Source organism: Haloplanus salinarum (assembly GCF_024498175.1).
GTDB classification, from domain to species: Archaea; Halobacteriota; Halobacteria; order Halobacteriales; family Haloferacaceae; genus Haloplanus; species Haloplanus salinarum.
Genome location: NZ_CP101823.1, coordinates 578523 through 604798, shown reverse-complemented (window position 1 = coordinate 604798; position 26276 = coordinate 578523). Strand labels below are relative to the sequence as shown.

Annotated in this window: 26 protein-coding genes and 1 pseudogene; 16 read left to right on the top strand and 11 right to left on the bottom strand. The window is 69.6% G+C overall.

Going from position 1 to position 26276, the window contains the following annotated elements; translation table 11 throughout:
* Positions 1-167: 167 nt before the first annotated feature.
* Both NO364_RS03195 and NO364_RS03190 read left to right on the top strand, forming a co-directional pair.
* Positions 168-1304 carry a tRNA sulfurtransferase gene (locus NO364_RS03195; RefSeq protein WP_257629137.1) on the top strand — a complete coding sequence of 379 codons (1137 nt, stop codon included), beginning with the start codon at positions 168-170 and terminating at the stop codon, positions 1302-1304.
* A gap of 46 nt (positions 1305-1350) precedes the next feature.
* Positions 1351-1803 (top strand): DUF5804 family protein, encoded by a 453-nt coding sequence (locus tag NO364_RS03190; RefSeq protein ID WP_157691077.1) that lies wholly within the window; start codon positions 1351-1353, stop codon positions 1801-1803.
* On the opposite strand, the gene NO364_RS03185 is transcribed toward NO364_RS03190, so the two are convergent.
* Both NO364_RS03185 and ligA read right to left on the bottom strand, forming a co-directional pair.
* On the bottom strand, positions 1800-2690 hold the full coding sequence (locus NO364_RS03185) for a PLP-dependent cysteine synthase family protein (protein ID WP_157688667.1): 891 nt from the start codon (positions 2688-2690) through the stop codon (positions 1800-1802). The two genes, NO364_RS03190 and NO364_RS03185, sit on opposite strands and share 4 nt — an antisense overlap.
* A gap of 52 nt (positions 2691-2742) precedes the next feature.
* Entirely contained in the window at positions 2743-4779 is a 2037-nt protein-coding gene (ligA, locus tag NO364_RS03180) for an NAD-dependent DNA ligase LigA (RefSeq protein ID WP_257628510.1), read from the bottom strand.
* 114 nt (positions 4780-4893) lie between these two features.
* Here ligA and NO364_RS03175 point away from each other — a divergent pair, with 114 nt between their 5' ends.
* The gene (locus tag NO364_RS03175) at positions 4894-5271 is read left to right on the top strand and encodes a thioredoxin family protein (RefSeq protein ID WP_157688671.1); all 378 of its coding nucleotides are present in this window, start codon (positions 4894-4896) and stop codon (positions 5269-5271) included.
* Positions 5272-5281: 10 nt separating this feature from the next.
* On the opposite strand, the gene NO364_RS03170 is transcribed toward NO364_RS03175, so the two are convergent.
* The gene (locus NO364_RS03170; RefSeq protein ID WP_257628509.1) at positions 5282-7486 is read right to left on the bottom strand and encodes a thioredoxin domain-containing protein; all 2205 of its coding nucleotides are present in this window, start codon (positions 7484-7486) and stop codon (positions 5282-5284) included.
* A 116-nt stretch (positions 7487-7602) separates the two neighbouring features.
* Here NO364_RS03170 and NO364_RS03165 point away from each other — a divergent pair, with 116 nt between their 5' ends.
* Positions 7603-8682 carry an ATP-binding protein gene (locus NO364_RS03165; protein WP_257628508.1) on the top strand — a complete coding sequence of 360 codons (1080 nt, stop codon included), beginning with the start codon at positions 7603-7605 and terminating at the stop codon, positions 8680-8682.
* A 30-nt stretch (positions 8683-8712) separates the two neighbouring features.
* The gene (locus NO364_RS03160) at positions 8713-9558 is read left to right on the top strand and encodes an aldo/keto reductase (RefSeq protein WP_257628507.1); all 846 of its coding nucleotides are present in this window, start codon (positions 8713-8715) and stop codon (positions 9556-9558) included.
* A gap of 89 nt (positions 9559-9647) precedes the next feature.
* On the opposite strand, the pseudogene NO364_RS03155 reads toward NO364_RS03160, so the two are convergent.
* The 3 genes and pseudogenes from NO364_RS03155 to NO364_RS03145 form a co-directional block, all read right to left on the bottom strand.
* Positions 9648-9766 (bottom strand): annotated as a pseudogene (locus tag NO364_RS03155) (phosphoribosylamine-glycine ligase); the annotation flags it as partial.
* A 56-nt stretch (positions 9767-9822) separates the two neighbouring features.
* On the bottom strand, positions 9823-10611 hold the full coding sequence (locus tag NO364_RS03150) for a hypothetical protein (RefSeq protein ID WP_257628506.1): 789 nt from the start codon (positions 10609-10611) through the stop codon (positions 9823-9825).
* A 60-nt stretch (positions 10612-10671) separates the two neighbouring features.
* Entirely contained in the window at positions 10672-10914 is a 243-nt protein-coding gene (locus tag NO364_RS03145) for a hypothetical protein (RefSeq protein WP_157688678.1), read from the bottom strand.
* A 72-nt stretch (positions 10915-10986) separates the two neighbouring features.
* Here NO364_RS03145 and NO364_RS03140 point away from each other — a divergent pair, with 72 nt between their 5' ends.
* Positions 10987-12609, top strand: a complete 1623-nt coding sequence (locus NO364_RS03140; RefSeq protein ID WP_257628505.1) for a phospholipase D-like domain-containing protein — start codon at positions 10987-10989, stop codon at positions 12607-12609.
* 14 nt (positions 12610-12623) lie between these two features.
* Here NO364_RS03140 and han read toward each other — a convergent pair whose 3' ends face one another.
* Complete coding sequence (han, locus tag NO364_RS03135; RefSeq protein ID WP_257628504.1) at positions 12624-14531, bottom strand: Hef-associated nuclease; 1908 nt, start codon at positions 14529-14531, stop codon at positions 12624-12626.
* Between the two features lie 215 nt (positions 14532-14746).
* Here han and NO364_RS03130 point away from each other — a divergent pair, with 215 nt between their 5' ends.
* The gene (locus NO364_RS03130; protein ID WP_257628503.1) at positions 14747-15172 is read left to right on the top strand and encodes an FAD synthase family protein; all 426 of its coding nucleotides are present in this window, start codon (positions 14747-14749) and stop codon (positions 15170-15172) included.
* 12 nt (positions 15173-15184) lie between these two features.
* Here NO364_RS03130 and coxB read toward each other — a convergent pair whose 3' ends face one another.
* The gene (gene coxB, locus NO364_RS03125; RefSeq protein WP_257628502.1) at positions 15185-15988 is read right to left on the bottom strand and encodes a cytochrome c oxidase subunit II; all 804 of its coding nucleotides are present in this window, start codon (positions 15986-15988) and stop codon (positions 15185-15187) included.
* Between the two features lie 186 nt (positions 15989-16174).
* Between coxB and cyoE the strand changes: the two genes are divergently transcribed.
* The 3 genes from cyoE to NO364_RS03110 all read left to right on the top strand — a co-directional run bounded on the left by cyoE (position 16175) and on the right by NO364_RS03110 (position 19167).
* Positions 16175-17530, top strand: coding sequence for a heme o synthase (gene cyoE, locus NO364_RS03120; RefSeq protein WP_157691079.1), 1356 nt, complete (start codon positions 16175-16177; stop codon positions 17528-17530).
* Between the two features lie 126 nt (positions 17531-17656).
* Complete coding sequence (locus NO364_RS03115) at positions 17657-18811, top strand: thiolase domain-containing protein (RefSeq protein WP_257628501.1); 1155 nt, start codon at positions 17657-17659, stop codon at positions 18809-18811.
* Between the two features lie 2 nt (positions 18812-18813).
* Positions 18814-19167 carry an OB-fold domain-containing protein gene (locus NO364_RS03110; RefSeq protein ID WP_157688687.1) on the top strand — a complete coding sequence of 118 codons (354 nt, stop codon included), beginning with the start codon at positions 18814-18816 and terminating at the stop codon, positions 19165-19167.
* Between the two features lie 150 nt (positions 19168-19317).
* Here NO364_RS03110 and NO364_RS03105 read toward each other — a convergent pair whose 3' ends face one another.
* Entirely contained in the window at positions 19318-19965 is a 648-nt protein-coding gene (locus NO364_RS03105; protein WP_257628500.1) for a MaoC family dehydratase, read from the bottom strand.
* A 153-nt stretch (positions 19966-20118) separates the two neighbouring features.
* On the opposite strand from NO364_RS03105, the gene NO364_RS03100 reads away from it, so the two are divergent.
* The 5 genes from NO364_RS03100 (at position 20119) to NO364_RS03080 (ending at position 23289) form a co-directional block, all read left to right on the top strand.
* Positions 20119-20433: an AbrB/MazE/SpoVT family DNA-binding domain-containing protein gene (locus NO364_RS03100; RefSeq protein WP_157688690.1), complete on the top strand. Its 315-nt coding sequence runs from the start codon at positions 20119-20121 to the stop codon at positions 20431-20433.
* 54 nt (positions 20434-20487) lie between these two features.
* Positions 20488-20910 (top strand): hypothetical protein, encoded by a 423-nt coding sequence (locus NO364_RS03095; RefSeq protein WP_257628499.1) that lies wholly within the window; start codon positions 20488-20490, stop codon positions 20908-20910.
* Positions 20911-20949: 39 nt separating this feature from the next.
* Positions 20950-21492 (top strand): poly(R)-hydroxyalkanoic acid synthase subunit PhaE, encoded by a 543-nt coding sequence (locus NO364_RS03090; RefSeq protein WP_157688692.1) that lies wholly within the window; start codon positions 20950-20952, stop codon positions 21490-21492.
* Entirely contained in the window at positions 21489-22865 is a 1377-nt protein-coding gene (gene phaC, locus NO364_RS03085; protein WP_257628498.1) for a class III poly(R)-hydroxyalkanoic acid synthase subunit PhaC, read from the top strand. The genes NO364_RS03090 and phaC overlap by 4 nt, the downstream gene beginning before the upstream one ends.
* A gap of 172 nt (positions 22866-23037) precedes the next feature.
* Positions 23038-23289 carry a MarR family transcriptional regulator gene (locus tag NO364_RS03080; RefSeq protein WP_157688695.1) on the top strand — a complete coding sequence of 84 codons (252 nt, stop codon included), beginning with the start codon at positions 23038-23040 and terminating at the stop codon, positions 23287-23289.
* A gap of 19 nt (positions 23290-23308) precedes the next feature.
* Here the strand turns inward: NO364_RS03080 and NO364_RS03075 are convergent, their stop codons facing one another.
* Entirely contained in the window at positions 23309-23986 is a 678-nt protein-coding gene (locus tag NO364_RS03075) for a DUF7547 family protein (protein WP_257628497.1), read from the bottom strand.
* Positions 23987-24014: 28 nt separating this feature from the next.
* Positions 24015-24947, bottom strand: a complete 933-nt coding sequence (locus NO364_RS03070) for a PGF-CTERM sorting domain-containing protein (protein WP_157688698.1) — start codon at positions 24945-24947, stop codon at positions 24015-24017.
* Positions 24948-25049: 102 nt separating this feature from the next.
* On the opposite strand from NO364_RS03070, the gene NO364_RS03065 reads away from it, so the two are divergent.
* Positions 25050-26276, top strand: a complete 1227-nt coding sequence (locus NO364_RS03065; RefSeq protein ID WP_157688699.1) for a HEAT repeat domain-containing protein — start codon at positions 25050-25052, stop codon at positions 26274-26276.

Here is a 26276-nt window from a genome sequence, read left to right as displayed (position 1 = left end):
CGGTCCGGCGAACCACCGGTGATGACTTACACTAAACCGTATGACGGCCGGATCGAACCACCCTAGTACCCCGACCGCCTACGGCAGCCGTGACCGTGGACGAGCGCGACGCCGGCACCGACGCCGAAGCCGACGCGGACGCCGACTCCCCCACCGACGCCGTCCTCGTGAGCTTCGGCGAACTCTCGACGAAGAGCAGCGAGGTGCGGGGGAGGATGACCCGTCGCCTCCGGGACAACGTCGCCGCACTCCTCGCGGACCGCGGTGTCGAGGCGACGGTCGAGCGGACCTGGGCTCGGCTCGTCGTCCACACCCCCGATCCCGAACGCGCGGCCCGGACCGCCGCCGACGCGCCGGGCGTCGTCTGGGCACGACCGTCGACGACCCGCCCCGCCGACCCCGACGCCGTCGGCGACGCGCTCGCCGCCCTCGCGCGGGCCGCGCCACCCGTCGACACCTACGCCGTCCGCGCCCGACGGGTCGGCGACGACGACGACCACGACTTCTCCAGTCGCGACCTGGAACGCGAGGGCGGGCGGGTCGTCGGCGCCGTCACCGACGCCTCGGTCGACCTCGAGGACCCCGACCGTACGTACCACGTCGAGGTACGGGACGACCGCGCCCACGTCGCCGCCCGGAGCGTCGCGGGACCCGGCGGGCTGCCCGTGGGGACGCAGGCACCCCTCGTCGCGCTCGTCAGCGGCGGCCACGACTCCCCGGTCGCGGCCTACGAGGCGATGCGCCGCGGGTCGCCGATCCGCCCCCTGTACGTCAGTCTGGGCGTCTACGGCGGCCCCGACCACGAGGCCCGCGCCGCCGCGACCGTCGACCGTCTCGCGGGCTACGCCCCCAACTTCGACTGTCGGCTCCGGATCGTCCCCGGGGGCGGGATCGCCGAACGGCTGGTGGCCGACGTCGGGGACACGCGGATGCTCTCGTGGCGGCGCGCGCTCCTCCGGATGGCCGAGGCCGTCGTGCAGCGCACCGACGCGGTCGGGGTCGTCACCGGCGAGGCCATCGGCCAGAAGTCGAGTCAGACCGCGGCGAACCTCGCGGTCACCGACGCGGCGGTCGACGCCCCGGTCCACCGGCCGCTGCTCACCCGGGACAAGGACTCGATCGTCGAGCAAGCACGCGCCATCGACACCTACGAGGACTCCTCGATCCCGATTGGCTGTGAACGGCTCGATCCCGACACCCCCGCGACGGGGGCGACCCTCGACGCGGTCGAGGCGGCCGAGCCGGACGGCCTGCTCGCCGACGCCGCGGCCGCCGTCGACGACCTGTGGATCGCCGATGAGTGAGCGGGACGGCGCAATCGATTTAGGGTCGCCCGCCGACCACACGACCGTGACGCAGGTCTGTCTCGTCGGGGACGCAGCCGTCGATCTCCGGTACGAACTGCTCTCGCGGGAGACGTCGCGGGCGGCGCTGGCCACCTACGACCTCCACGAGCCGTTCGCCAACACGGTGGCCGTCGACACCGTCAGCCTCGGGGCCGCCGTCTCGCTTCTGAACGACCTGAACTGGTATCTCGTCCGCTTCGCCGACTGCGCGCTAGTCCGGGAGCCCTCCGTCTCGACCGACGAGTGGCTCTCCCGTGACCTCGCGACGGCCGTCCGCGACGGCGACGTCGACCCCGACGACACCGGAGGGTTCCTCCGCGTCTACGGCCTCGACGGCGACGAACTCGTCGAACCCATGTACGCGACCCGCGTCGACGGGAGCGTCCCGGAGTACGACCTCCGTCCGGTCGACGAGACGGTCGTCGTCCGCGTGACCGAAGCCGAGTTCGGCGGTTAGTCGAACAGCCCGGTCGACATGTAGCGCTCGCCGCTGTCCCAGAACACCGTGACCACGAGCGGGTCCTCGGCGTCGAGGCGCTCGGCGACGCGTTTCGCGCCGACGCTCGACGCGCCGCTCGACTGACCGACGAGGATCCCCTCCTCGCGGGCGAGGCGCCGACACTCCGCCTCGGCGGCCGAGAGCGATACGTCCTCCACGCCGTCGAGCAGGTCCACGTCGACGTTCTCGGCGACGAATCCCGGCCCCATGCCCTGGAAGTCGTCGTCGCCCGGGTCGCCGCTCAGGAACCGGTTGGTATCGGGCTGGACGCCCACGACCGTCATCTCGGGGAACGCCTCCTGCAGGCGACGGCCGGTTCCCGAGATGGTACCGCCGGTGCCGACCCCACAGACCAGCGCGTCCACGGTCCGGTCGCCCACCTGTTCGACGATTTCGGGACCCGTCGTCCGGTAGTGGGCCTCGGGGTTCGCGGGGTTCTCGAACTGGCGCATCTGGACCATCCCCTCGGCCTCCAGTCGGTCCGCGCGCTCCCTCGCCGTGTCCATCTCGCCGTCGACGAGTTCCACCTCGGCGCCGTAGGCCTCCATGAGCGCCCGCCGCTCGGGCGACTTCGAGGACGGCATCACGACCCGGACGTCGTACCCCTTGGCGGCGCCGACGACGGCGAGGCCGATACCCGTGTTCCCGCTGGTCGGTTCGACGATGGTGTCGCCGGGTTCGAGTTCGCCCCGCTCCTCCGCGGCCTCGACCATCGCCTTCGCCGGGCGGTCCTTCGCGGAGCCGCCCGGGTTCTTCGACTCGATTTTCGCCGCCACGGTCGTCCCCGGCGGGGAGTCGATCCGCACCAAGGGCGAGCCGATGGCGTCGAGGACGCTGTCGTGCATGGGAACTCGGTTCGGGATCGGTGCCTAAATCGGTGGTGGAACCGGGGATACCCTACAGCCGCGACAGGATCCGCTCCTCGAAGTCCGTGGGGTCGAGGGTCTCGACACCCTCCTCGTCGGCGCGCTCGCGCTTTCGCCGCCCGGGGTTCTCGCCGACGACGAGGAAGTCCGTCTCGCCGCTGACCGAGGACGTGACGTTCGCGCCGTGGGTTTCGAGCAGTTCCGAGAGCTCCGACCGGGTGTACCCCGGGACGCTGCCCGTGAACACGACGGTCAGGCCGTCGAGTTCGTCCCCCCTGTCCCGGCGCTCGGGGTCGACGCCGGCGTCGAGCAGGCGCTCGACCGTCTCGACGTTCGCCTCGGCGTCGAAGTAGGAGACGACGGCCTCGGCCACCTCCGGACCGACGTCCTCGACGGCCAGCAGGTCGTCGACGCTCGCGTCCAGCAACTCGTCGAGCGAGAAGGCGGCCGCGAGCGCGCGCGCCCGCTCGGTCCCGACGTGGCGGATGCCGAGCGCGTAGACGAACGTCCCGAGGTCGACGGTCTTGCTCCGCTCCAGTTCGGCCAGCAGGTTCTCGGCCGACCGCTCGCCCCAGCCGTCGAGCGCGGCGAGGTCCCCGACGTCGAGGGCGTAGAGATCCGCGAGCGACTCGACCAGCCCCGCCTCGACCAGCCGGTCGGCCGCCGCCTCACCGATCCCCTCGACGTCCATCGCGTCCCGCGAACAGAAATGTTGGAGGCTGCGCCGGAGCTGTGCCGGACACGAGGCGTTCGTACAGTAGTGGTGCTCGCCCTCCTCGACGACCGGCCCGTCGCAGACGGGACAGGTCCCGGGCATCTCGAAGGCCTCGCCGGCGTCGTCGTCGACCACCTCGACCACCTCCGGGATGACGTCGCCGGCGCGTTCGATCCGGACGGCCGCGCCCTCGTGGACCCCGAGGTCGCGGACCTGCGCGGCGTTGTGAAGCGTTGCACGGCTGATCGTGACTCCCTGCAGGTCGACGGGGTCGAGGAGGGCGACCGGCGTCAGCTTGCCCGTCCGCCCCACCTGGACGACGATCCGTTCGACGGTCGTCTCGCCGGTCCGGGCGGGGAACTTGTAGGCGAAGGCCCACCGGGGGTGACGCGCGGTCGACCCCAGGCGCTCGCGGGCCTCGAAATCGTCGACCTTGGCGACGACGCCGTCGATCTCGTACTCCAAGTCGTCGCGGGCGGCCATGAGCCGGTCGCGGTAGTCGAGCACCGCTTCGACGTCCTCGACCAGCGTCGTCTCGTCGTTCACCCGGAACCCCAACTCGCGGAGCAGATCGAACGCCTCGCGCTGGGAGGAAAGCGTCGCCGACGTCTCGATCACGTCGTAGAAGAAGACGTCGAGCGGACGGTCGGCGACAGTCGAGGGGTCGAGCAGGCGGACCGTCCCCGCCGCCGCGTTCCGCGGGTTGGCGAAGGGGTCCTCGCCGCGCTCGATCCGCCGCTCGTTCAGCGCCTGAAACCCCGAGCGGGGCATATACACCTCGCCGCGCACGGCCAGAAATTCCGGGGCATCCCGCAGGTGCAGGGGGACGCTGCCGACCGTGCGGACGTTCGCGGAGACGTCCTCGCCTTCCTCGCCGTCGCCGCGGGTGACCGCACGCTCGAAGACGCCGTCCTCGTAGACCACCTCGATCGAGAACCCGTCGAACTTCGGCTCCGCGGAGTAGGTCACGTCGCCGACGGCCTCCCGGATGCGGCGGTCGAACTCGCGGATCTCCGCGGCGTCGCCCGAGGACTGCAGGCTCAGGAGGGGCACGACGTGTTCGACCGTCTCCAGTCCGTCGAGCGGTTCGCCCCCGACCCGGCGGGTGGGCGAGCGCTCGTCGTCGAGGTCGAACGCCGCCTCCAGTTCGGCCAGCCGGTCGAACAGCGCGTCGTAGGTTCGGTCGGCGATAACGGGGTCGTTCGCCACGTAGTACCGGTAGTCGTGGTACTCGATCGCCTCCCTGAGTCGCCGGACCTGCTCGCGGGCGGTCGCCGCGTCGAGGTCGTCGACCGGCGCGAACGACGTGTCCGGGTCGCGTACGTACGGGTTGTCCGCTGGTTCCTCGACCATCTCGCTGTCCACACAGGGGACCGCCGGATACGAATAGCCGGCGACTCGCCGGCGCGCCGGTCGGCCTGGGGCGGGAACGTCGGGGTTAAGCCCGTGGACGTGGTAGCCACCCTCATGACCGAGACACTGGAAACGATGGATCCGACCGGGACGTGGGACGGCGACGACGAGGTACTGGCGGCGCTCGGCCGCGAGGGACTGACCTACATGGTGTGGGGCGCGGACTGGTGTGGCGACTGCCGGGGACAGTTGCCGGCCTTCGCGGCCGCGCTCGAGGCCGCCGGCGTCCCCGACGAGCGGATCGAGCGGTACCCCGTCGACGACGACAAGCACGGTGAGGGCGTCGACGCGTACGGCGTCGAGTACATCCCGACGGTCGTCGTCGAACGGGCGGGCGAGGAGGTCGCCCGGTTCGTCGAGGAGGAGCCGGAACCGATCGCCGAGTACCTCGCGGCACGGATCGCCGAGCGCGACGAGCGGGCACAGGCGTAGCCGCTTTTCTTCAGCGATCGGCCAGCCACGACAGCGCCGCGTCCAGATCCGTCTGTGGCGGCGAACAGGTGAAATCGCGGCAGGCGTACGCCGTCGGCTCCCCGTCGACGGCGTCCCGGTTCGCCCAGATCGGCGGCACCGCGTCGACGCCGAGGGTCGCGAGCCAGTCGTCGAGGGCGTCGTCGTCGGCCGGCCGAGGGGCGATCACGCCCGTCGGGAGCGGCGTCTCGGCGAGCGTCTCCCGCCACGCGGTCGGCAGGTCGTCGGCGGCGAGCGTCAACTCGACCGGGCCGCGGGTGTGGGCGTCGGCCGCGAGGACGAGCGAGGCGTGTTCGAGCGGACTTCCCCGGATCCGGTCGGCGTGGGTCGACAGGACCTGCTCGGTGATCGCCGCGAAGTCCTCGTCGGGGACGAAGAGGTCGAGGTCCTCGAAGAGGGCGGCGGCGACGCCGAGGCTCGACGGCGTCGACTGATCGTTCAGTTCCTGGGGTCGAGTCACCAGCGCCTCGCCGTCCGCGGGCGTGTAGTAGAGCGTCCCCGCCTCCGCGTCCCAGAACTCGGACCGGACGACGCGAGCGAGGTCGAGCGCGAACGCGAGGTGGTCGACCTCGCCGGTCACCTGATAGCAGTCGAACGCCCCCTTCGCGAGGAAGGCGTAGTCGTCGAGGTAGCCCTCGACCGCGACGTCGCCACGTCGAGACGCGGTCTCGCCTGCCTCCGACCCTGGCTCGGAGACGTCCTTGTAGCGGCGGGAGAGGCGCTTCGTGTCGGCGTCCCAGAGGTGTTCGCGGACGAACGCGAGGGCGTCCGTCGCGGTGTCCGCGAGGGCCGGATCGAGAACGCGTGCCCCGGCCGCGACGGCGGAGATAGCGAGGCCGTTCCACCCCGCTAGCACCTTCTCGTCGCGGGCCGGTCGAGGGCGCTCGGCGCGGGCCTCGAAGGCCCGACCCCGCGCGGCCATCAGAGCGCGTTCGACCGCCTCGACCGGCAGGTCGTACGACTCGGCGAGGGTGGCGTACCCCGTCGTCGCCGTGAGGACGGTCGTCCCGCGCTCGAAGTTGCCACCGGACTCGACGCCGTAGCGGTCACAGAACAGGTCCGCAGCCGTCCCGGCGTCGACGCCGTCGACGTCCAGGTCCGCGAGCGCGTCGTGGACCTCCTCGGGGGTCCAGACGTAGAACGCACCCTCGGCGTCCCCGGCGTCGTCGCCGCCGCGCGACGCGGGCGGACGACTCTGGGCGTCGAGCGTGCTGTAGAACCCGCCCTCGGGGTGCCGTAACTCGCGTTCGAGGAAGGCGACCGTCTCGGCGGCGACGCGGGCGTAGCGGTCCGCCCCCGTCACCTGGGCGGCCAGCAGGTACACCCGCGGGAGTTCCGCGTTGTCGTAGAGCATCTTCTCGAAGTGGGGGACGGTCCACTCGCGGTCGGTCGCGTAGCGGTGGAAGCCGCCGCCGACGTGGTCGTAGAGGCCGCCGGTCGCCATGGCGTCGAGCGCCTCGACGGCTACCTCGCGGGACGCTTCGTCGCCGTCGAGGGTCGCCGCTCTGAGCAGGAGGTCGAGCCGGCGGGGCTGGGGGAACTTCGGTCCGCCGGAGCCGAAGCCGCCGTGTTCGCGGTCGGCGCTCCGGATCGCCGCCGCCGTCGCCGACCCCAGGAGGTCCGATTCCGGCGGGTCGCCCGGGGACTCCGGCGTCGACTCCAGTTCGTCGGTGATGGCCGCGGTCCACTGGTCGGCGCGGTTCTCGATCTCCTCGCGGTCCTCCCGCCAGGACCGCGAGATGTCCTCGAGCAACTGCAGGAAGCCGGGGCGGCCACGTTTCGGCTCCCGCGGGAAGTACGTCCCGACGTAGAAGGGCTTGCCCTCCGGCGTGAGAAAGACCGAGAGGGGCCATCCGCCGCCGCCCGAGACCAGTTGGCAGATGGTCTGGTAGACGCTGTCGACGTCCGGGCGCTCCTCGCGGTCGACCTTGATCGGGACGAAGTCCTCGTTGAGCGCCGACGCGACAGCCTCGTCCTGGAAGCTCTCCGCCTCCATGACGTGACACCAGTGACAGGCGGCGTAGCCGACCGAGAGGAAGATGGGCACGTCGTGCTCCCGGGCCGCCGACAGCGCCGCCTCGTCCCACGGTTGCCAGTTCACCGGGTTGTCGGCGTGCTGTTCGAGATACGGGCTGGCCTCCTCGTCGAGACGGTTCCGACGCGTCGGCGTCGTCATGGTCGTCGATTGGGTGCCCAGACAGGTAAAGCCAACAGAACCCGACCGATCGGTCGGGTCACCGCGACCGGGCGAACACAGGTAACCGTTTTGTAGGAGGTACACGATTCGGGCGTATGGACGTACCGGCGTGGGAACGGCGACTCGTCGTCCATGCGCCGTCGCTGATCGTCGTCCTCGCGCTCGCCGTCGCCGTCGTCTCGGTCGCCAACTTCGTCGCCGACATCGAGCGTCTCGGCGTCGGTATCGGCCCCGTCCTCGCGCTCGCGCTCTGTCTCTCGCTTTCGGCCGGCCTGCTCTGGCTGGGTCGCTGGCTGTCGACGTCCGATCTCCCCCTCGCCGACACCTGGTCGGTCGTTCGGTGGTGTCTCGGGGGGATGGCCGCGTTCGTCACCCTGTCCTCGCTGACGGTCGCCGTGCGCCTCCTGGAGGGACGGGCCGTCGGCGGGGCGGCGTTCGGCGTCATCGTCGTCGGCACGGGCGGCGGCATCGGCGGCGGGATGGTCGGCATCTACTACGCCCGGGCGAAGCGTGCGGCCCGCGAGGCCGACCGCCGCCGCGACGCGCTCGTCTTTCTGAACAGCCACCTCCGGCACAACGTGTTGAACGCGACCCAGGTCATCCAGGGGTACACCGGACTGCTCGGCGAGCGGACCGAGGGGACCGAGGAGTACCTCGATCCCATCGAGCGCCGGAGCGACGCCATCGCCGCGCTCATCGAGGACGTGAAGCGGCTGTCGGACGTGTTCGCCGGGGAGCAGGAGCCGGAGCCGATGGACGTCTCGACGCGGGTCCTGCGGGCCGTCGAGGACGTCCGCTCGGCGTATCCGGAGGCGACCGTCGAGACGGACGTCGAACCGGAGCTGTACGTGTTGGCGACCGACGCCGTCTCGGCGGTCTTTACGAACCTCCTCCGCAACGCGATCCAGCACCACGACCACTCTGACCCGACGGTGTGGGTAGTCGCCGAACGCGGGGAGCGCACCGTCCGCGTGTCCGTCGCCGACGACGGCCCGGGCATCCGCGACGACGTGAAGGCTCACCTCTTCGAGTCCGCCATCGAGTCCGGCGAGGGACGGGGAATCGCCCTCGTGAAGACGCTGTTGAACCACTACGGCGGCGACATCGAGGTGCGCGACAACGACCCCCGCGGGACCGAAGTCGTCGTCGAGTTGCGGCGCCCCCCGGCGCGCTGACTATATCCCACCGGCGGTCCAACGGATCCCATGCGATCGCTCGACGACACCTGTGAGACGTTCGCCGTCGGCGGCGACCACGCCGTCAACCGCCTCGGATTCGGCGCGATGCGCATCACCGGCGAGGGCGTCCTCGGCCCGCCAGACGACGCCGACGAGGCCGGCCGCGTCCTCGACCGGGCGGTCGAACTCGGCGTCGACTTCGTCGACAGCGCGGACGCGTACGGACCGGGAACCAGCGAACGCTTGCTCCGGGAGGCCGGGATGCCCGCGGAAGCCCTCGTCGCCACCAAGGGCGGCCTCCTCCGCTCGCCGGAGGGCGACTGGCTCCGCCACGGCGACCCCGACTACCTCCGGAACGCCGCACTCTGTAGCCGCGACCGACTCGGCGTCGAGACGATCGACCTGTACCAGTATCACGCGCCCGACCCCGACGTCCCCATCGAGGCGTCGATGCGGGCGCTCGCCGACCTCAAAGACCGCGGCCTGATCCGTCACGTCGGCGTCAGCAACGTCTCCCTCGACCAACTGGAGCGTGCACGGGACGTCGTCGAGGTAGCGACGGTACAAAACGAGTACAGCGTCGCCGACCGCACCCACGACGACGTCCTCGAAGTCTGCGAGGCGAACGACATCGGCTTCGTCCCCTACTTCCCGCTCGGGGGCGGCGACCTCGGGGCGAAAGCCGACACCCTCGGCGCGGTGGCCGACGCCCACGACGCGACGCCGCGACAGGTCGCGCTCGCGTGGCTGTTGGCGCGCTCGCCGGTGATCCTCCCCATTCCCGGCACGTCGAGCGTCGATCACTTGGAGGAGAACGTCGCCGCGGCCGGACTCGACCTCACCGACGACGAGATGGCGCGGCTGTCCGCCTAGGGGAGCCGGGAGAGCCAACGCCTCCTCGTAGGCGGTCGGCACGTCGACGACGTCACTGCCGTCGTCCTCGTTGCCGACGTAGAGAAACCCCGGTCGCACTCGGCTTCGACGTCGTATTTCACGTCGTGGCTCCCCCGTGAATCTGCCACGCGAGGTCGGTGAGCAGGGCGGCGTCGGCCGACACGAAGAGAATGCGGTGGGCGTCCACACCGCCCGGAAGCGGCGGGACGGCAGAGGTATCACGCTCGGCGACAGGGCGACCGGTCAGGACGGGCCGTCCGGAAGGCGTGTCAGGGTCGACTGGTGGTCGCCGACGAGCGTGTCGACGATGGCGTCGACGGTGTCGGAGTCGAACGTCCAGAAGCCGGTGTACCGGCCGTCGTCGTCCTCGCGGGCGAGCAGGGCGCCGTCGTCACGCTCCTCGGGGCCGCGGTACGCGACGAACCAGTAGTCGCCGAGGCAGGCGCCCGACTCGTCGGCGTAGGCGGTCACGCCGTGCCAGTCCGCGGGCGTCCAGTCGGATTGCCCGTACACCGACGTCTCGACCCCGCACGCCGCGAGCTTCCGGTATCGCGACCACAGCGCAGGGTCGTCGCGGAGGAGGGAGAACCGCTGGATCCCCGCGTGGAGTTCGCCGAGCCCGCGACGCCACGCGCGGGTCTCCAGGAGGTGCGAGACGCAGGCCAGCGCGAGTTTCCCCTCGGCGGACAACGAGTAGACGTTGCCGTCGAGTCGGGAGAGGAAGCCCTCGACTGCGGGGCTCCGGCCCATCTCGACGTCCGGATCGGGATCGACGTCGCCGGCGAAGGAGTCGTAGAGGTACTCGTGGAGTTCGGCGACGCCGATCGAGCCGAGATAGTCGTCGCCGTCGGTGAGGACGAGGAACGCGTCGGGAAGCGCCGACGCGGAGACGTGTTCCGTCTCGAGGTCGAACCGATCGAAGTAATCGACGATGTCCCCGATCTGCTCGCCGACTGCCGTCCCGTTCACGACGACGATCCGGCGCCGGTGGGACTCCAGTTCGTCGATGAACTGCTGGAGGGAAGGTGACACGGTCGATCCTCGGTGGCCGTTGGTGGGCGATCCACTAATACACTCGGGCGGCGGCGCCGACTAGCCGAGGAACGTCGCCAGAAAGAGCAGGGCGAACCCGAGTGAGAGACAGAAGCCCCCGATCCGGCCGATCCAGGTGTGTTCCCGGACCTCCGTGCGATTCCCCTCGATCCGGTAATCCTGGAACTCCTCGTTGTACTCGACGTAGCTCGGCATCTGGAAGAACTCCACGAACACCAGCGCGCCGCCGAGCGCGCCGAGCGCCGATCCGAGCAGTCTGAGTGCGTTCGCGACCGCGACCATGCCCGGAGGGGCGACTGACGGGGACAAAAATCCTCCGAAGCTTCATCCGTGAGAGCGGGGCCAGGGCCGGCCGTGCCCAGTACCCGTTCCCCCGGTCCGACGCTCGTGGTCGCGGCCACCCTCGTCCTCGCGGCGCCGACACTGGTCGCGGCGCCCGCGGCCGCGACGGCCACCGATCCGCCGGCCTTCGTCGCTGCCGTCCCCAACCCGGTCGCGGACGGCGACGCCGGCGAGTTCGTCGTCGTGGACGTCCCGCGGGTCGCCGCGAACTGGACGCTGAGCGACGGCGAGACGACCGTGGCGCTTCCGGACGATCCGGCCGAGCGCCCGGGAACGCGGTTCGCCGTGGGCGACGACCCGAACGCGACACGACGGCTGGCCGAGGCGCCGGTCGTCGGCGTCGACCGACTGTCGCTCTCGAACGCCGGCGAACGGCTCGTGCTCCGCCGCGACGGTGTCGCCGTCGCGACCCTCGACTACCGGGACGCCCCGGAGGGCGAACGACTCGTCCTCGGCGACGACGGCCGCCGGTGGCGTCCCGTCGGGTTCGAGCCACGCGAGGTCCGGCGCCACGGCACCGCGGCGGTCCGTGGCTTCCTCCTCCCGGACTCGCCCGGGGTGCCCGTCGGGACGCTCCGTGGCGCCGAGGACCGACTGCTGCTCGCGGGCTATACGTTCACCAGCGACCGAGTCGCCGACGCGCTCGTCGCCGCCGCCGAGCGCGGGGTCAAGGTCCGCGTCCTCGTCGACGCCGATCCGGTGGGCGGCCGCTCCGTGCAGGGGGCCGCGGTCCTCGACGAACTCGCCGACGCGGGGATCGACGTGTCGGTCCTCGGCGGCCCGCACGCCCGCTTCGAGTACCACCACCCGAAGTACGCCGTCGTCGACGACCGGGCGCTCGTGCTGTCGGAGAACTGGAAACCGGCGGGCGTCGGCGGTCGGAGCAGTCGGGGATGGGGCGTCGTCATCGACGCCCGGTCGGTCGCGAACGACCTCGCCGGGCTCTTTCGGAGCGACGCCGGCGGGCGGGACGCCGTTCCTTGGCGCCGATACCGGCGGGGGCAGACGTTCGAACCGGGGACGCCGGCGAACGGGAGCTACCCGTCGCGGATCGATCCGGCGGCGACGACCGGGAGCGTTCGCGTCCTCACCGCGCCGGGGAACGCCGAGGCGGCCGTCGTGGGGGTGATCGACGGCGCCGACGACCGGGTGGACGTGATCCAGCCGAGTGTCGGCCGTCGCGACGGGCCGCTCCTCCGGGCGACGGTTCGGGCCGCCGAGCGCGGCGTCCGGGTTCGCGTCCTGCTCTCCGGGGCGTGGTACGTCGCGGAGGAGAACGCCGCCCTCGTCGACTGGCTGAACGGGGTGGCCGAGCGGCGCGACCTGCCGCTCTCGGCGCGCCTCGCCGAGCCACGGGGTCGATACGAGAAGGTTCACGCCAAAGGCGTCGTCGCGGACGACGTCGTGGTCGTCGGGAGCCTGAACTGGAACGCGAACGCCGTATCCGACAACCGCGAGGTGGCAGTCGCCGTCCGGAGCGACGAGCTGGCGACGTACTTCCGGGAGGCCTTCGCCGCCGACTGGGGGCAGGGCACGGGGCGGACGGCGTGGATCCTCGCGGCCGGCGCGCTCGCGGCGCTGATCGTCGCCGTCGTCGTCGCGAGGAAGACGATCCGATTCGAGGAGAGGCGGTAGGTGGTCGGGGCCGCTCAGGTGTCGAGCGTCGTCGCGCTCGATAGCGCCTCGTCGAGTTCCGCGTCGGCCATCTTGTCGACGAGCGCGTCGATCACCTCGCTTCGCATTCCCTCCACGAACTTGATCGAGCCGACGACGAGGTGGCCGCCGCCGGAGACGCCGCCGCCGACGACTTCCTCGTCGAGTTCGGCCACCATCTCGGGGATGTCGAGGCGGACGCCGTCCGAGCGAAGCACCGCGAAGTCGGGGCCGTAGCCGATGGTGATGACGGGGTCGCCCGTCTCCTCGACCTTCCGGTCGTGGAGGTTGCCGGTGGTCTTCCCCGGAGCGGGGTAGGTGAACCGGTAGGCGAAGTCGTCGAGGTCGACCCGGTACAGGTGGGCGTCGTTGTCCATCCGTTCGTGTTCGACGTGCGGGTCGAGCGCGGCCAACTGGCGGTCGATGTCGCGCTCGGCCCGGTCGGCGAGGAAGTCGACGAGTTCCTCGTGGCGGCGCTCGTCGTCACAGTCGACGTTCAAGACGTCGCTGACGAGGATCTTGCCCTCGCTGTACCGGAGCCAGTGGGCGGCGTAGTCGAGGGCCTCGCCGATGCGGACGAGGTCCGTCCGGTCGTAGCCCGCCTCGCCGGCCAGGTCGACGAAGGCGTCCATCGTCTCGGCCTTCGAGCGGTCGGCCAGCCCCGCCACCGCGGGAACGTGCCGGAGTTCGTCGGTCATCTCCGGGTCGATCATCCGCGCGAGTTCGACACACATCATCCCCGTGGTGATGCGGTAATCCTCGCCGTGGAGGTACGGGTTAACGTGGGCGTCGAGCAGGTCCTCGACCGCCTCGGGGTCGGGGTGGTGGTGGTCGACGACGGCGATGGGCACGTCGTAATGTGCGAGGTTCTCGTAGGCGGGGACGTCCTCCTCGGTGCTGCCGTTGTCGAGCATGAGCAGGAGGGGGAGCTTCTGCCCGTGGCGCTCGCGGCCTTCGAGCGCGAAGTTGAGGTCGCGGGTCACGTCCTCCATCTCGTAGAACGGCGCCTTGCTCGGGAGGCGCTTGATGAGGTGGCGCGGGGCGTCCTCGTCGTCGTGGACGGCCGTGATGAAGCGTTCGAGCGCCACCTGCACCGGGAGCGAGGCGCACATGCCGTCGCCGTCGGCGTGGTGTCGGACCCGGATCGGCCGCCCTTCGAGGACGGTCCGCCGGAGTCGTCTGGCGAGCGATTCGAGACCGGGGCGGAGCTTCTCGAACTCGTCCCACTCGACCAGCGGCTCGACATCGTGGGGGGCGGCGCGTTCTGACAGGCCGGCGTCGACGGCCTCGTGAACCCGCTCGGCGGCCGACCCGCTCAGTCGAGCGAGCGATTCGACCTCGATCTGTGGGCTCCCCTCGTGTTCCTCGACGGCGCCGGAGATACGGACGGCGTCGTCGAGTTCCACGTCGGGGTGAGCGCGGACGCCCGCCTCCTCGAAGGCCGTGCAGGCGACGATGCCGGTGGCGTCACAGCAACGGAAGACGGTCGGCCCCGCGGTCTGTTTGACCTGGATGATCCGTCCCTCGACGGTGACCGTCTCGCCGACCGACAGGTCCTCGACGGGCGTGATCGTCGGCTGGTGATCGACCGCGACGGTGCGATAGTCGTCCAGGTCGGCCTCCGCGAAGGCGACGTCGCCGTCGTCGCGGACCTCGTCGAGTTCGACGAGCAGGCGGTCGCCGACGTCGAAGTCGCCGTCGAGGTTCGACTCGTGGACGAGCCCGGACACCTCGTCCGAGACGTCGACGAAGATCCCGTAGGCGACGACGCCGTTGACGACGGCGTGGTAGTACTCGCCCACCTCCACGTCCTCGGCCGTGCAGTCGGGTGCGAGATCGTAGACGACGGGGCGGGAGTCACCCCGGGTGTCAGTGCCGGAATCCCCGGCATTCCCAGCTGTCATACCACTGTGTGATCGGTGCCCGAAGTTAAGCCTTGCAGAATACGCCCGCCCCCGCGTCCGGAGCGCCGCCCACCATCCGGAACCCTTAGAAGGCGACGCCACCGACGCGTAGCCATGCGGTGTCTCCGGACGGACCCCGTCGACCGGACCGCCGAGCGACCCACCGTCGCGGGCACGGCCGGACGCCCGCGGCGGGGAGGCGTCGACCGCGACCCATGACCGTCGTCGTCGCCCAGGGAACGTTCGACATCCTCCACCCGGGCCACGTCCACTACCTCTCCGACGCCGCGGCGATGGGTGATCGACTCCACGTCATCGTCGCCCGCGGGGAGAACGTGACCCACAAGCCGAAACCGATCCTATCGGACGGACAGCGCCGACGGATGGTCGACGCACTCGACGTCGTCGACGAGGCCCACCTCGGCCATCCGGAGGACATCTTCGTCCCCATCGAACGGATCGACCCCGACGTCATCGTCCTCGGCTACGACCAGCACCACGACGAGGAGCGACTCCAGTCCGCCCTCCGGGACCGTGGCATCGACTGTCGGGTCGAGCGGGCGTCGGCGCGCGACGCGCCCGGGGAGGAACTGTCCTCGACGGGACGGATCGTCGACCGGATCGTCGAGCGTCGGTGTTAGAAGAGTCGGTCGTTACGCGACGGCGGGTGCCTGGGCGGCCGCCTCGTCGTGTGCGCGGACGACGTCGTCGGTCCCCTCGGGTTCGAGGTCGCTAGCGGAGTCGCCCTGCTGTTCCTCGAGGAACTGCTGGTACTCGTCCTGGGAGACGACCTTGATCTCGAAGTACATCTGTGAGTGGGCGACACCACAGAACTCGGCGCAGTAGCCCTGGTAGGTGCCCGTCTCCAGCGTCCTGGTCTTGATGACGTTGGACTGCCCGGGCATGGCGTCCTGTTTCAGCCCCATCTCGGGAACGTGGAAGGCGTGTAACACGTCACTCGAGGTGACGTTGAAGTAGATGTCCTGCCCGACTGGGACCACGATGGTGGGCGCCGTACTGGCAAGCGAGACGTCCTCCTGGGGATAGCTCGCACGCCAGCCCCACTGGAAGCCCTCCATGTTGACGAGGACGTCGCCCTCGTCGGGGGCGACCTCGTCCTCGCCGCCCTCGAAGGTGACGTTCTCGTTGGCGAGGACGCCGTAGGAGGCGACGCCGACGAAAAGCAGGATGATGGCCGTGGCGACGGTCCAGGTGATCTCCAGTCGACGGTTCTCCTCGGTCGGCGACGCCTCGTCGGCGTTCTTGAACCGGTAGACGGTGTAGATCAGGATGCCCTCCACCAGGAGCGTGATGGGGACGGCGATCAGCAACAGCTTGTTGTTCAGGTTGTTGATGAGTTCTGCGGACACCGAACTCTGGGCCGCGACTGGATCGGCGGCGAGGGCGAGAGCGACCGCCGACAGCAGCGACACCAGCAGGAGGCGCGACCGTTTCATGCTCTATGGGCCGTTAGAATCTCCCCCGTAAATAGCTACTGATAGGACGGATCGGCCGGCGTCGGGTTTCGACCGTGGGGTGAGAAAAAGCGGGGCTCCTAAATAGGCGGATTGCCAAGTCCCGATAGTGATCGACACGTGGTTCGCGTGACCGACCGCGTCCCCGGTCTGCTCGCGGCGAGCGCGATGGGAGTGTACCTGCTCGTACTCGTCGGGACGACAGTCGCCGTCACGGACGCCGCCTCGACCTGTGGCGCGTGGCCGGCGTGTGGCGACGGGACGGCGCTCCCGACGACCGTCGCCGGAACCCTGGTGATCGGCCACCGCCTCGCCGCCGTCGCCGTCGGCTTACTGGTCCTCGTGGCTGGCGTCGCCGCGTGGCGCGGGAACCGGAGCCGTCGCGTCCGAGCCGCCCTCGCCGTCTCGATGTGCTGTTACCCGGTCCAAGCCGCCCTCGGAGCCGTCGTCGCGACGACCGGAGCGACCGCCGTGCTCTCGGCCGCACACCTGTTCGTGGGCATCGTCATCTTCGGGGGACTGGTCGCCGCCCTCGCCTGGACGCTCGAAGCGGAGACCGGCGATCCGTCGGAAGGATCCGTCACGGACCCCGAGGACCTCTCGCCGCCCACGGTCCCGGCAGACCCCGAGCCGTCGGCGCTCCCCGAGGAGCCGGTGGCCCGCGTGCGGGCGGTGGCCGGGGCGTACCTCCGGCTCACGAAGCCACGCCTGATGTGGCTGCTCTGTCTCGTCGCCTCGGCGGGGATGGCACTCGCCGCCGGCCCGGCGCTCGAACCGCGCACGGTGGTCCTGACACTGCTCGGCGGCGTCCTCTCCATCGGCGCCAGCGGGACGTTCAACCACGTCCTCGAACGGGACGTCGACCGGCGAATGAACCGAACCAACGATCGGCCAATCGCGACCGACGTGGTGTCGGTTCGCAACGCGCTGGCCTTCGGCGGTCTGCTGACGCTCGGGTCGCTCGTCGCCTTCGCCGCCGTCAACCCCTTGGTCGCCGTCCTCGGCTTCATCGCCATCGTCTTCTACAGCGTGATCTACACGCTGATCCTGAAACCGAACACCGTCCAGAACACGGTCATCGGCGGGGCGGCCGGCGCCCTCCCGGCGTTGATCGGGTGGGCGGCGGTCACGGGGTCGGTCGGCCTCGGCGGCCTCGTGCTCGCGACGGTCATCTTCCTGTGGACGCCCGCGCACTTCTACAACCTCGCGCTGGCGTACAAGGACGACTACGCCCGCGGCGGGTTCCCGATGATGCCCGTCGTCCGCGGCGAGACGGAGACCCGGAAACACATCCTCTGGTGGCTGGCGGCGACGCTGGTCGGTGCCGGCGTGCTGGCGACCTGGGAGTCGCTCGGCTGGCTCTACGTCCTCACTACCGTCGCGCTGGGGGCGGCGTTCCTGTGGGCGGTCGTTCGGCTCCACGTCGACCGGACCGAATCAGCGGCGTTCCGGGCCTTCCACGCCTCGAACGCCTACCTCGGGGCGCTGTTGCTCGCCGTCGTCGTCGACACGCTGGCGTTCTGATAGGGATCATCGGAAGTCATCATAGATTCTCGCCGGACCCTCCCGGCGAGAATCTATGGACAGTTACGATACCCCTATGAGCGGACAAGGGTAAACGGTAAGCCGGTGGCCGTCGCGAACGGGTGTATGGAGAACGTCGCGATCATCGGCGCGTCGATGACGCAGTTCGGCCAGCGGGACGGCTGGGTCCTCGACTTGCTCTCGGAGGCCGGCACGGCCTGTCTGGAGGACGCGGGAGTCTCACCGGACGCGATCGATCACCTCTACGTCTCGAACATGGCGAGCGGCGAGTTCGAGGGACAGACGGGCATCATGAACGCCGTGGCCCACGACCTGGCGGCGATGCCGGCGTACACCGCCCGTATCGACCAGACGAGTTCGAGCGGCGGGGCCGGCGTCAAACACGCCTGGCAGTCGGTCGCGAGCGGCGCCAGCGACATGACGCTGCTCGTGGGCGCCGAGAAGATGACCCACCGAACCACGCCGGAAGCGACGGACGTCATCGCCTCCATCACTCACCCGGCGGAGTACAAACACGGCGTGACGCTCCCGAGTTTCGCCGGGTTGACCGCGCGGCTCTACCTCGAGACGTACGACGCCCCGCGTGAGAGCCTCGGCAAGGTCGCGGTGAAGAACCACCGTCACGGCGTCCACAACGAACACGCCCAGTTCCAGAAGGAAGTCGACCTGGAGACGGTCCTCGAGTCGCCCATCGTCGCCGACCCGCTCCGGCTCTACGACTTCTGTCCCATCACCGACGGGAGCGCGGCGCTCATGTTCTGTCCGGAGTCCGTCGCCCGGGAGTACACCGACGACTACGTGCTCGTCTCGGGCGTGGGCGGTGCGACCGACACGCACGTCGTCCACGAGCGCGCGGACCCGACCACGATGCGCGGGGTCGTCGAGTCCAGCCGGATCGCCTACGACACGGCCGATCTGGGTCCCGAGGACGTCGACGTGGCCGAACTCCACGACATGTTCACCATCCTCGAATTCCTCCAGAGCGAGGACCTCGGCTTCTTCGAGAAGGGCGAGGGATGGAAGGCGGTCGAGGAGGGTCGCACGGAGATGGGCGGCGACCTCCCCATCAACCCCTCGGGCGGCCTGAAATCGAAGGGCCACCCGCTCGGCGCGAGCGGCGTCGCACAGGTGTACGAGATCTACGAACAGTTGCTCGGCGAGGCGGGCAAGCGGCAGGTCGACGGCGCCGACACCGGACTGGCGTGTAACGTCGGCGGCTTCGGCAACTGCGTCATCACCACCCTCATGGAGGCAGTCTAATGATGGAAGCGTACCAGTACCCCGACGGCAGCATCACCTACCCGGGCCACCCGATCGGTCCCGGAGGCGAGGAACCGGTCGACACGGTCGACCTCAGCGAGTACACCGCCGAGGTGATCACGTGGACGACGAGCACTGCGGCCCCACCGGGCGTCCGCGAACCGAACACCCTCGCCATCGTCGAGTTCGACGTCGACGGCGAGCCGGTCCGTGCGATCGGCGGCGTGACCACCGACGACGTCGAGATCGGCGACGAGGTACGGCCGGTGTACGTCGAGGAGCTCCGGGAACCCGGTGCCGGTATCCGCGAACCCGAGAGCCAGGAGTGGGACGGCTACCGGTTCGAGCCGGTCTGAGTCGGATCGCCGGCGACCGTTCCGGACGGGACACGGTCGCTCCCGCGAGCGCGGTTCGTCCCCGACGCGGGCCGACGAACCGTGGATGCGTGACGACGTCCTCGGCCTCGAAGAGCGACGGCAACGAGGTGACCGGGGATCCGGGAACGGTCAGTCTTCGAGGGCGTCCTCGGGTGCGTCGTCGATGAGGACGATGGCCTCGCCGTCGATGACCGTCTCGCCGTCCTCGTCCTCGACGACGGTAGTGAGCCGGTAGCGGCCGTCGCCGAGGTCCTCGACGACTTCGCAGATGGCGGTGACCGTCTCGCCGATGTCGACGGGACCGAGGAACTGGAGGTCCTGGGAGAGATAGATCGTCAGCCCGGGCAGGCGCGCGAGCGCGGCGCTGATGAGCCCGGAGACGAGCGTCCCGTGGACGATCCGTCGGCCGAAGCGGGTCCGTTCCGCGAAGTCGTCGTCGAGGTGGAGCCGGTTCGTGTCGCCGCTGGCGTCCGCGAACTCCCGGATCTCCCGTTCGGTGAGCGTCTTCGAGAAGCGAATGGTGTCGCCGACGCTGACGACGCCGTCGGCGTCGTCGGTCTCGTCGGCGTGTTCGAACGTCCAGTCCGCCTTCGAGTAGCTCACCTCCGGCGAAACGGGGGGCTGGCGGTCGTCGCCGTTCGACAGCCCCGGGAACATCGCCCGGTTGGCGGCCATCATGCTGCTGCAGAAGTGCTCGACGCTGTTCGAGAAGTGTTTGCCCGACTCTACCCACGCGTCCGTGAGGCTGCCCATCGGGGTCCGTGATCGTTCCTGCATCGTGTGTCTATCCATAATTGGTGTCGGTCCGTTAAAGACTGGTCGCTTTCGTCGCCGGGTACATCCGGCCGAAACCATCCGATGTCTTTGAATGGTATTGAGTGGTAACTAAAGTAAAGCTTATGCCTGTGGGCCGCCTGTGATGTTACAAGGATGACGCAAGACGAGGACGATGGATCGCCGTCGTGGCCCCCCATGCCGTTCGCCCAGGGGTTTCAGGACGCCAGCGAAGAGGCGGTCGAGCAGCAGATGAAGCTGTTCAAACAGTTCATGTCGGGCGGTTCCGGAAGCGGGTTCGACGGGTTCTCGCAACTGGGCGCGATGAGCATGGGCACGGCGATGTTCAAGACCCGCGTGCAGAGCGGGGGTCGCATCAGCATTCCCGACGCCGAGCGCGAGACGCTCGGTATCGACGACGGCGACATCGTCCAGACGATCGTCATCCCCGTCAAACGAAACTCCGAGTGAGACCCAATGAGTACTACCAACCCCTTCAGTTCGGCTTTCGAGCTGCAACGTACGATGATCGAACAGACCCGCCGTGCCGCCGAAACCGGCGTCGACGCCCAGCGCTCCGCCATGGAGACCTGGTTCGGCTCCTTCGAGTCGGTCAAGTCGGCCCAGAAGAGCGGCGTCACGCTCTCGAAGTCGGCCATCGAGGCCTACCTCGACGGTCTCAAGTCCGTCTACCCCGAAGAGTCCGTCGCGGAACTCGAAGCGGCCGTCGACGAGCAGTTCGAGGCCGTCGACGAGATTCACGAGGACGCCTGGCAGTCCTTCCTGGACGGCCTCGACGAGGCCGAGGCGACCTACGACGAGCTGACCGAGATGCAGCTCGAACTGCTCGCTGATGGCTTCGACGCCGTCGAGCAGGTCCAGGCCGAGGCCGAGGAGACGACCGAAGAGGCCGTCGCCTCCGCCGAGGAACTGGCCGAGTCCGCGTAACCGGAGCCTATTCCACCCCGAACCCCCTATTTCCATACGATGACCAACGATGCCAGCGGTACGTTCGACGGAGGGATGGACGCCTTCCTCGAACACATGACCGAGACGTATATGAACGCCCTCGACCGGAACCTCGACGCCCAGTCGGCGTTTCTCGAATCCTGGATGGATTCGATGGAGGACAACCTCTCCGAGGAGCGGATTCAGGAGGGCTACGAGGGGTCGATGCGCGCCTACGAGGCGTGGATGGACGCCGCCGAAACCTCCTTCGAACGCATGGGCGCCGCCTTCGACGGCGAGGACGTCGAACCGGAGGAGTTCCGCGACATCTGGCTCTCCTCGGCCAACGAGGCCTTCAAGGAGATGATGACGACGACCGCCTTCGCGGCAGCGACGGGCCAGACCGTCGAGGAGGCGATGAACATGCGACAGAACATCGACGAGGCGTCCGAGGAGACGCTCCACGCACTCAACTTCGCGACGGTCGGCGACGTGCGCGAGGTGGGCGAACGGCTCGTCGAACTCGAACGCCGGCAGCACTCCATCGAACAGAAGCTCGATCGGTTGCTCGACGACCAATGAACCCCTTCACCTTCCCGTTGGACGCCCAGCGCGACCTCTGGGAGCGTGCGGCCGAGGACACGTCGTCGGTCGGCGCCATCCCCGACGGGCTGGAGACGATGGCCGAGGTGGAGGTCGGCGAGACGCCGAGCGAGGTGGTCTACCGCGAGAACAAGCTCGAACTCCACCACTACGAGCCGCTGGTGCCCGAGGAGGAGCGCCACGACGTGCCCCTCCTGTTCGTCTACGCGCTCATCAACCGGCCGTACATCCTCGACCTCCAGCCGGACCGGAGCGTGATCCGCCGGATGCTCGAAGCCGGCTTCGACGTCTACATGATCGACTGGGGCGAACCCTCCGAACTCGACACGTCCCTCTCGCTGCACGACTACGTCAACCGCTACATCGACAACTGCGTCGACGAGGTGCGCGAGCGCTCCGGCCAGGACTCGATCAACGTCCTCGGCTACTGCATGGGCGGCACGATGAGCGTGATGTACGCGGCGCTCCACCCCGAGAAGGTCCGCAACCTCGGCCTGATGGCCGCCGGCCTCTGTTTCGACGGCACCGGCGGCATCCTCGAGATGTGGGGCGACGAGGACTTCTTCAGCCCCGGCGCGATCGTCGACACCTTCGGCAACGTGCCCGCGGAGTTCCTCGACGTCGGCTTCGCGCTGATGGATCCCGTCCACAACTACGTCACGAAGTACGGCAACCTCTACGACAACATCGACGACGAGGACTTCGTGAAGAACTTCGCCCGGATGGAGCGGTGGCTCAACGACCCCATCGACGTCGCCGGAACCGCCTACCGGGAGTTCCTGGAGGACATCTACCAGGGCAACGAGCTCTACCGCAACGAACTCGAGCTGAACGGCGAACGGGTCGATCTCGGGGACATCACCATGCCCGTGTTGCAGGTGGTCGGCGAGTACGACCACCTCATCCCGCCGGAGGCGAGCAAGCCCTTCAACGAGAAGGTCGCCAGCGACGACACCGAGATCATGGAGTTCTCGACCGGCCACATCGGGCTCTCCGTGTCGAGTTCGACCCACGAGCACCTCTGGCCGAACGTGGCCGACTGGTTCGCCGAGCGCTCGATCGACCCAGTCGACGACGAACCGTCCGAGCCCGCCGCCGAACCGCCGGAAGCCGACACCCCCGACGCCGCCGTCGCCGAGGACGTCGAGACGACGGAGGCGGACGTCGCGGACACCGATCTACAGGAACTCGACGGCATCGGCCCGGCGTACGCCGAACGCCTGACCGGTGCGGGGGTCACCTCCGTGGAGGCGCTCGCCGACGCCGAACCCGCCACGCTCTCCGCCGAGGCCGACATCGACGAGGGGCGGATCCGCGGGTGGATCGAGGCGGCGAACGAACGCACGCCGTAGACCGCTTCCCGCCGGGTCCGCCGACGGTGCCCACCCCCCTCGACCGTTCCCCGACGACCAGTAACGATCGTTTGAGTACGAGCGTTATATTAACACATATTACCAGTTCTGAGGATATGAGGAATATGTTGGAAGCACTTATTACTTGGAAAGAGAACATTTCGGGTAGATCATGAGTACGACACAGAACGCGGCCCGGACGGCCGTTCCGACCCCCGACGGCTTCGACGTTCCCGACGAACTCACCGCGACCGACTCCAAACTCGTCTACCTCTTCGTCGCCGTCTCGGACGGCGTCACCGTCGACGACCTCCAGTCCACGCTCGACATGCGGAAGATCGGCCTCTTTCCGGTCCTCGACACCCTCACCGAACGGGGACTCATCGACCGCGTCGACGGCGAGTACGTCAGTTCGGCGGCGTAGGCCCGCACCCGCACGGAGCCTACTCCTCGTCGTCGGCCCCGTCGTCCTCCAGCGACTCCTTGATCGAGGCCAGTTCCGCGTCGACGTCCACGTCGGTCGATCCGTCCGCCGTGTCGTCCTCGTTCTCCTCCCGGACGTCGATGGCGACACCCCGTTCGTCGGTCGCCGACTCCGAACGGTCCCGCCGTTCGCGCTCCGCATCCGGCTCCTCCTCGATGGACGCCAGCCGGTCGTCGATTTCGGTCGTCAGCGACCGGGCGTCGGCGATCACTGACCCCGCCGCCGACTCCTCGGGGAGGTCCGCGCCGGTGAGGGCCGCCCGCAGGTCCGCGAGGGTCTCCCGGAGCGTCGCTGCGTCGGGCGACTCCGGCGAGCGCAGCCGGGTCCGGAGGCGTTCCTCGGTCGGTCGCGGCCCGGCGAGTCGAAGCACCGCCCGGAGCAGTTCCAGGGACTGGACCGTGGCTTCGAGCAGGGCAACGAGCGTCGGGATGGTGTACTGCTCGGTGAACCGGAGGATCTCGCCGGGCGTCGGCGGCCGACGCGGCGGCGTCACGCTCTCGTTGCGTCTCTCCCGTCCCCCGTCGCGGACGTCGTCCTCGACGGCCGACCGGAGGTCGGCGAGGGTCCGTTCCAGGTCCGCGAGCAGGACCGCAAGCTCCTCCGTCTCGCCCGCGACCTCGTCGTCGTTTCGGCTCATACCGTCACTTGCGCCCGGAGGCATTTACCTATTCGCGCCGCCGAGCGACGCCCGCGACCGTCAGGAGGGCGACGACGGCGCCGACGGGAGCGAAGCCGTCACCGGACGACTCGGTGGCGGTCGGCGTGCGGGTCGCGGTCGGCGCGTCGGTGGCCGTGGGCGTCGGCGTCGGTTCGGGCGTCGACGTGGCAGTCGCCGTGGGCGTCGGCGTCGGTTCGGGCGTCGACGTGGCGGTCGCCGTGGGCGTCGGCGTCGGTTCGGGCGTCGACGTGGCGGTCGCCGTGGGCGTCGCGGTGGCCGTGCGACCCCCGCCGACGGTCACCTCGACCGTCCGGGAGCCGTCGTCGACGTCGCTTCCCTCGACGGTGATGCGGTACGTGCCCCGCACGGCCCCGCTCGTGTCGACGGTGACCGTCCCGCCGCTCTCGGTGATCCGCCGATTCCCGGCGAGGTCCACGTCGTCCGGGCTCTCTACCGTCACGTCGAGGCGGTCGGCCTCGGCGAAGTTGTACTCGGCCGTGATCCGCACCTCCTCGAAGTCGTCGGCGTCGACGGTGTCGCCGGCGACGTCGACCCCGCGCTCGTTGCGCACCTCGAGGTCGGTGATCCGGGGGCGCACGACGAGCAGGTCGGCCCGGTCATCGCCGTCGGCGTCCGCGTCGTACGAGCCGGGGTCGACGCCGTCGAAACTCGCGTCCTCGGCGAAGACGGAGAACGCGCCGTTCCCGCTGGTGGCGACGAACGTCTTCTCGCCGGTGCCGAGCGTTCCGCCGCCGGTGAGCTGGACCGACGAGATATCGAGCGACTCGCTGACGTAGACGGTCACGGGCGGCGACGTGTCGGCCGGCGCGTCCCGCGGCTCGTCGACGGCGACGGCGAGACCGACGCTCCCGACGAGGAGGAGGCCGGCGACGGTACAGACGAGGACCGTTCGGCTGCCGGAGGGCGACGCGGGGCGCATACGGGGGGCTACGTGATCGGGCGTAATGGGTCTTGGCGACGGCGGTGGGGCCCCTGCCGGGAATGGAAACGCTCTTTTGAGAGTCACACGGAGTGTGTCCGTATGACCGACGGGGACGACGAGACCGACCTACCGGCCGAGACCCTGGACTCCCGCCTCGACGCTGCCGCCGAGGACCTCGACGCCGCCGAGACCGAGGGCGACCTCGACGCGGTCGAGGAGACGCTCGACGGGATCGCCGAGGACCTCGACGCCGCCGACCTCCCGGAACCCGAGGACGAGGACGAAGCGGATCCCCGCGAGGAACTCGAAACGCACCTCGAGGACCTCCGCGACGACCTCGAGGCGGCTCGCGGTCCCTACGCGAGCGACGTCGTCGACGGCGTCGAGAGTGCGACGGCGACGCTCACGGACACGGAGTGGACCGAGGACGGCGAGGGCGAGGCCGCCGCGGCCGTCGCGGACTTCGTCGCCGAGGTGAGCGAGATCCTGGAGACGGAGCTCGACGGCGACGACGCCGACGCCCTCGATGCGGCCGCTGCGGCCGTCGCCGACGCCGGCCTCGACGCCGACGACGACGCCGAGACCATCGCGACGCTGCTCGATGCGACCGACGACCTCGCCGCCGGCCTCGACGACGCCGAGGAGTGGGACGACCTCGAAACCCACGAACAGCTCCGTGCACAGGGCTTCTACGACGTCCTCGGTCACTACAAGGACTACCCGCCCGAGTGGGCGGCGCTCAAGGAGTGGGAACAGCAGGGCAACGTGGAGATGGTGTTGCTGGCACTCGACAGCTTCCAGTCGGAGTTCATGGAGCGTCACTGCCTCGAAGCGATCACGCGGATGAACGACGAGGGAGCCTTCGACGCCATGCACCAGCGCGCGGGCAAGCGCGACAAGCCCGGCATCAAGGCGCTCGGCAAGATGGGCGCCGAGGACGCCGTCGAGACGCTGCTGGAGTACGTCGACGCCGACTCCGACCCCGGCCTCCAGAAGGTGACGTTCAAGGCGCTCGGCGAGATCGGGAACGAGGAGGCCACCGGCCCCATCGCGAACAAACTCGTCGCGGACAACGACCGGATCCGACCCTACGCCGCCCGCGCTCTCGGACTCATCGGCGACACGCGGGCCATCGACCCGCTCGCGGACGTGCTCGACGACGACGAGAGCGACGAGGTCCGCGCCGCGGCCGCGTGGGCCCTGCGACAGATCGGCACCGAACGCGCGCTCACCGCCGCCGCCGAGTACGACGACGACCGCGCCTACCTCGTCCAGCACGAGGCCTCGCAGGCCGCCGACGCCCTGTCGGTCGAGCAGCCGGCCTGA

What these genes read in the sequence shown, in the direction of transcription:
- NO364_RS03185 (WP_157688667.1), bottom strand. Translation starts at nt 2,690, where the DNA reads ATGCACGACAGCGTCCTCGACGCCATCGGCTCGCCCTTGGTGCGGATC.
- ligA (WP_257628510.1), bottom strand. Translation starts at nt 4,779, where the DNA reads ATGGTCGAGGAACCAGCGGACAACCCGTACGTACGCGACCCGGACACG.
- NO364_RS03175 (WP_157688671.1), top strand. Translation starts at nt 4,894, where the DNA reads ATGACCGAGACACTGGAAACGATGGATCCGACCGGGACGTGGGACGGC.
- NO364_RS03170 (WP_257628509.1), bottom strand. Translation starts at nt 7,486, where the DNA reads ATGACGACGCCGACGCGTCGGAACCGTCTCGACGAGGAGGCCAGCCCG.
- NO364_RS03165 (WP_257628508.1), top strand. Translation starts at nt 7,603, where the DNA reads ATGGACGTACCGGCGTGGGAACGGCGACTCGTCGTCCATGCGCCGTCG.
- NO364_RS03160 (WP_257628507.1), top strand. Translation starts at nt 8,713, where the DNA reads ATGCGATCGCTCGACGACACCTGTGAGACGTTCGCCGTCGGCGGCGAC.
- NO364_RS03145 (WP_157688678.1), bottom strand. Translation starts at nt 10,914, where the DNA reads ATGGTCGCGGTCGCGAACGCACTCAGACTGCTCGGATCGGCGCTCGGC.
- han (WP_257628504.1), bottom strand. Translation starts at nt 14,531, where the DNA reads ATGACAGCTGGGAATGCCGGGGATTCCGGCACTGACACCCGGGGTGAC.
- NO364_RS03130 (WP_257628503.1), top strand. Translation starts at nt 14,747, where the DNA reads ATGACCGTCGTCGTCGCCCAGGGAACGTTCGACATCCTCCACCCGGGC.
- coxB (WP_257628502.1), bottom strand. Translation starts at nt 15,988, where the DNA reads ATGAAACGGTCGCGCCTCCTGCTGGTGTCGCTGCTGTCGGCGGTCGCT.
- cyoE (WP_157691079.1), top strand. Translation starts at nt 16,175, where the DNA reads ATGGGAGTGTACCTGCTCGTACTCGTCGGGACGACAGTCGCCGTCACG.
- NO364_RS03115 (WP_257628501.1), top strand. Translation starts at nt 17,657, where the DNA reads ATGGAGAACGTCGCGATCATCGGCGCGTCGATGACGCAGTTCGGCCAG.
- NO364_RS03110 (WP_157688687.1), top strand. Translation starts at nt 18,814, where the DNA reads ATGGAAGCGTACCAGTACCCCGACGGCAGCATCACCTACCCGGGCCAC.
- NO364_RS03105 (WP_257628500.1), bottom strand. Translation starts at nt 19,965, where the DNA reads ATGCAGGAACGATCACGGACCCCGATGGGCAGCCTCACGGACGCGTGG.
- NO364_RS03100 (WP_157688690.1), top strand. Translation starts at nt 20,119, where the DNA reads ATGACGCAAGACGAGGACGATGGATCGCCGTCGTGGCCCCCCATGCCG.
- NO364_RS03095 (WP_257628499.1), top strand. Translation starts at nt 20,488, where the DNA reads ATGATCGAACAGACCCGCCGTGCCGCCGAAACCGGCGTCGACGCCCAG.
- NO364_RS03090 (WP_157688692.1), top strand. Translation starts at nt 20,950, where the DNA reads ATGACCAACGATGCCAGCGGTACGTTCGACGGAGGGATGGACGCCTTC.
- phaC (WP_257628498.1), top strand. Translation starts at nt 21,489, where the DNA reads ATGAACCCCTTCACCTTCCCGTTGGACGCCCAGCGCGACCTCTGGGAG.
- NO364_RS03080 (WP_157688695.1), top strand. Translation starts at nt 23,038, where the DNA reads ATGAGTACGACACAGAACGCGGCCCGGACGGCCGTTCCGACCCCCGAC.
- NO364_RS03075 (WP_257628497.1), bottom strand. Translation starts at nt 23,986, where the DNA reads ATGAGCCGAAACGACGACGAGGTCGCGGGCGAGACGGAGGAGCTTGCG.
- NO364_RS03070 (WP_157688698.1), bottom strand. Translation starts at nt 24,947, where the DNA reads ATGCGCCCCGCGTCGCCCTCCGGCAGCCGAACGGTCCTCGTCTGTACC.
- NO364_RS03065 (WP_157688699.1), top strand. Translation starts at nt 25,050, where the DNA reads ATGACCGACGGGGACGACGAGACCGACCTACCGGCCGAGACCCTGGAC.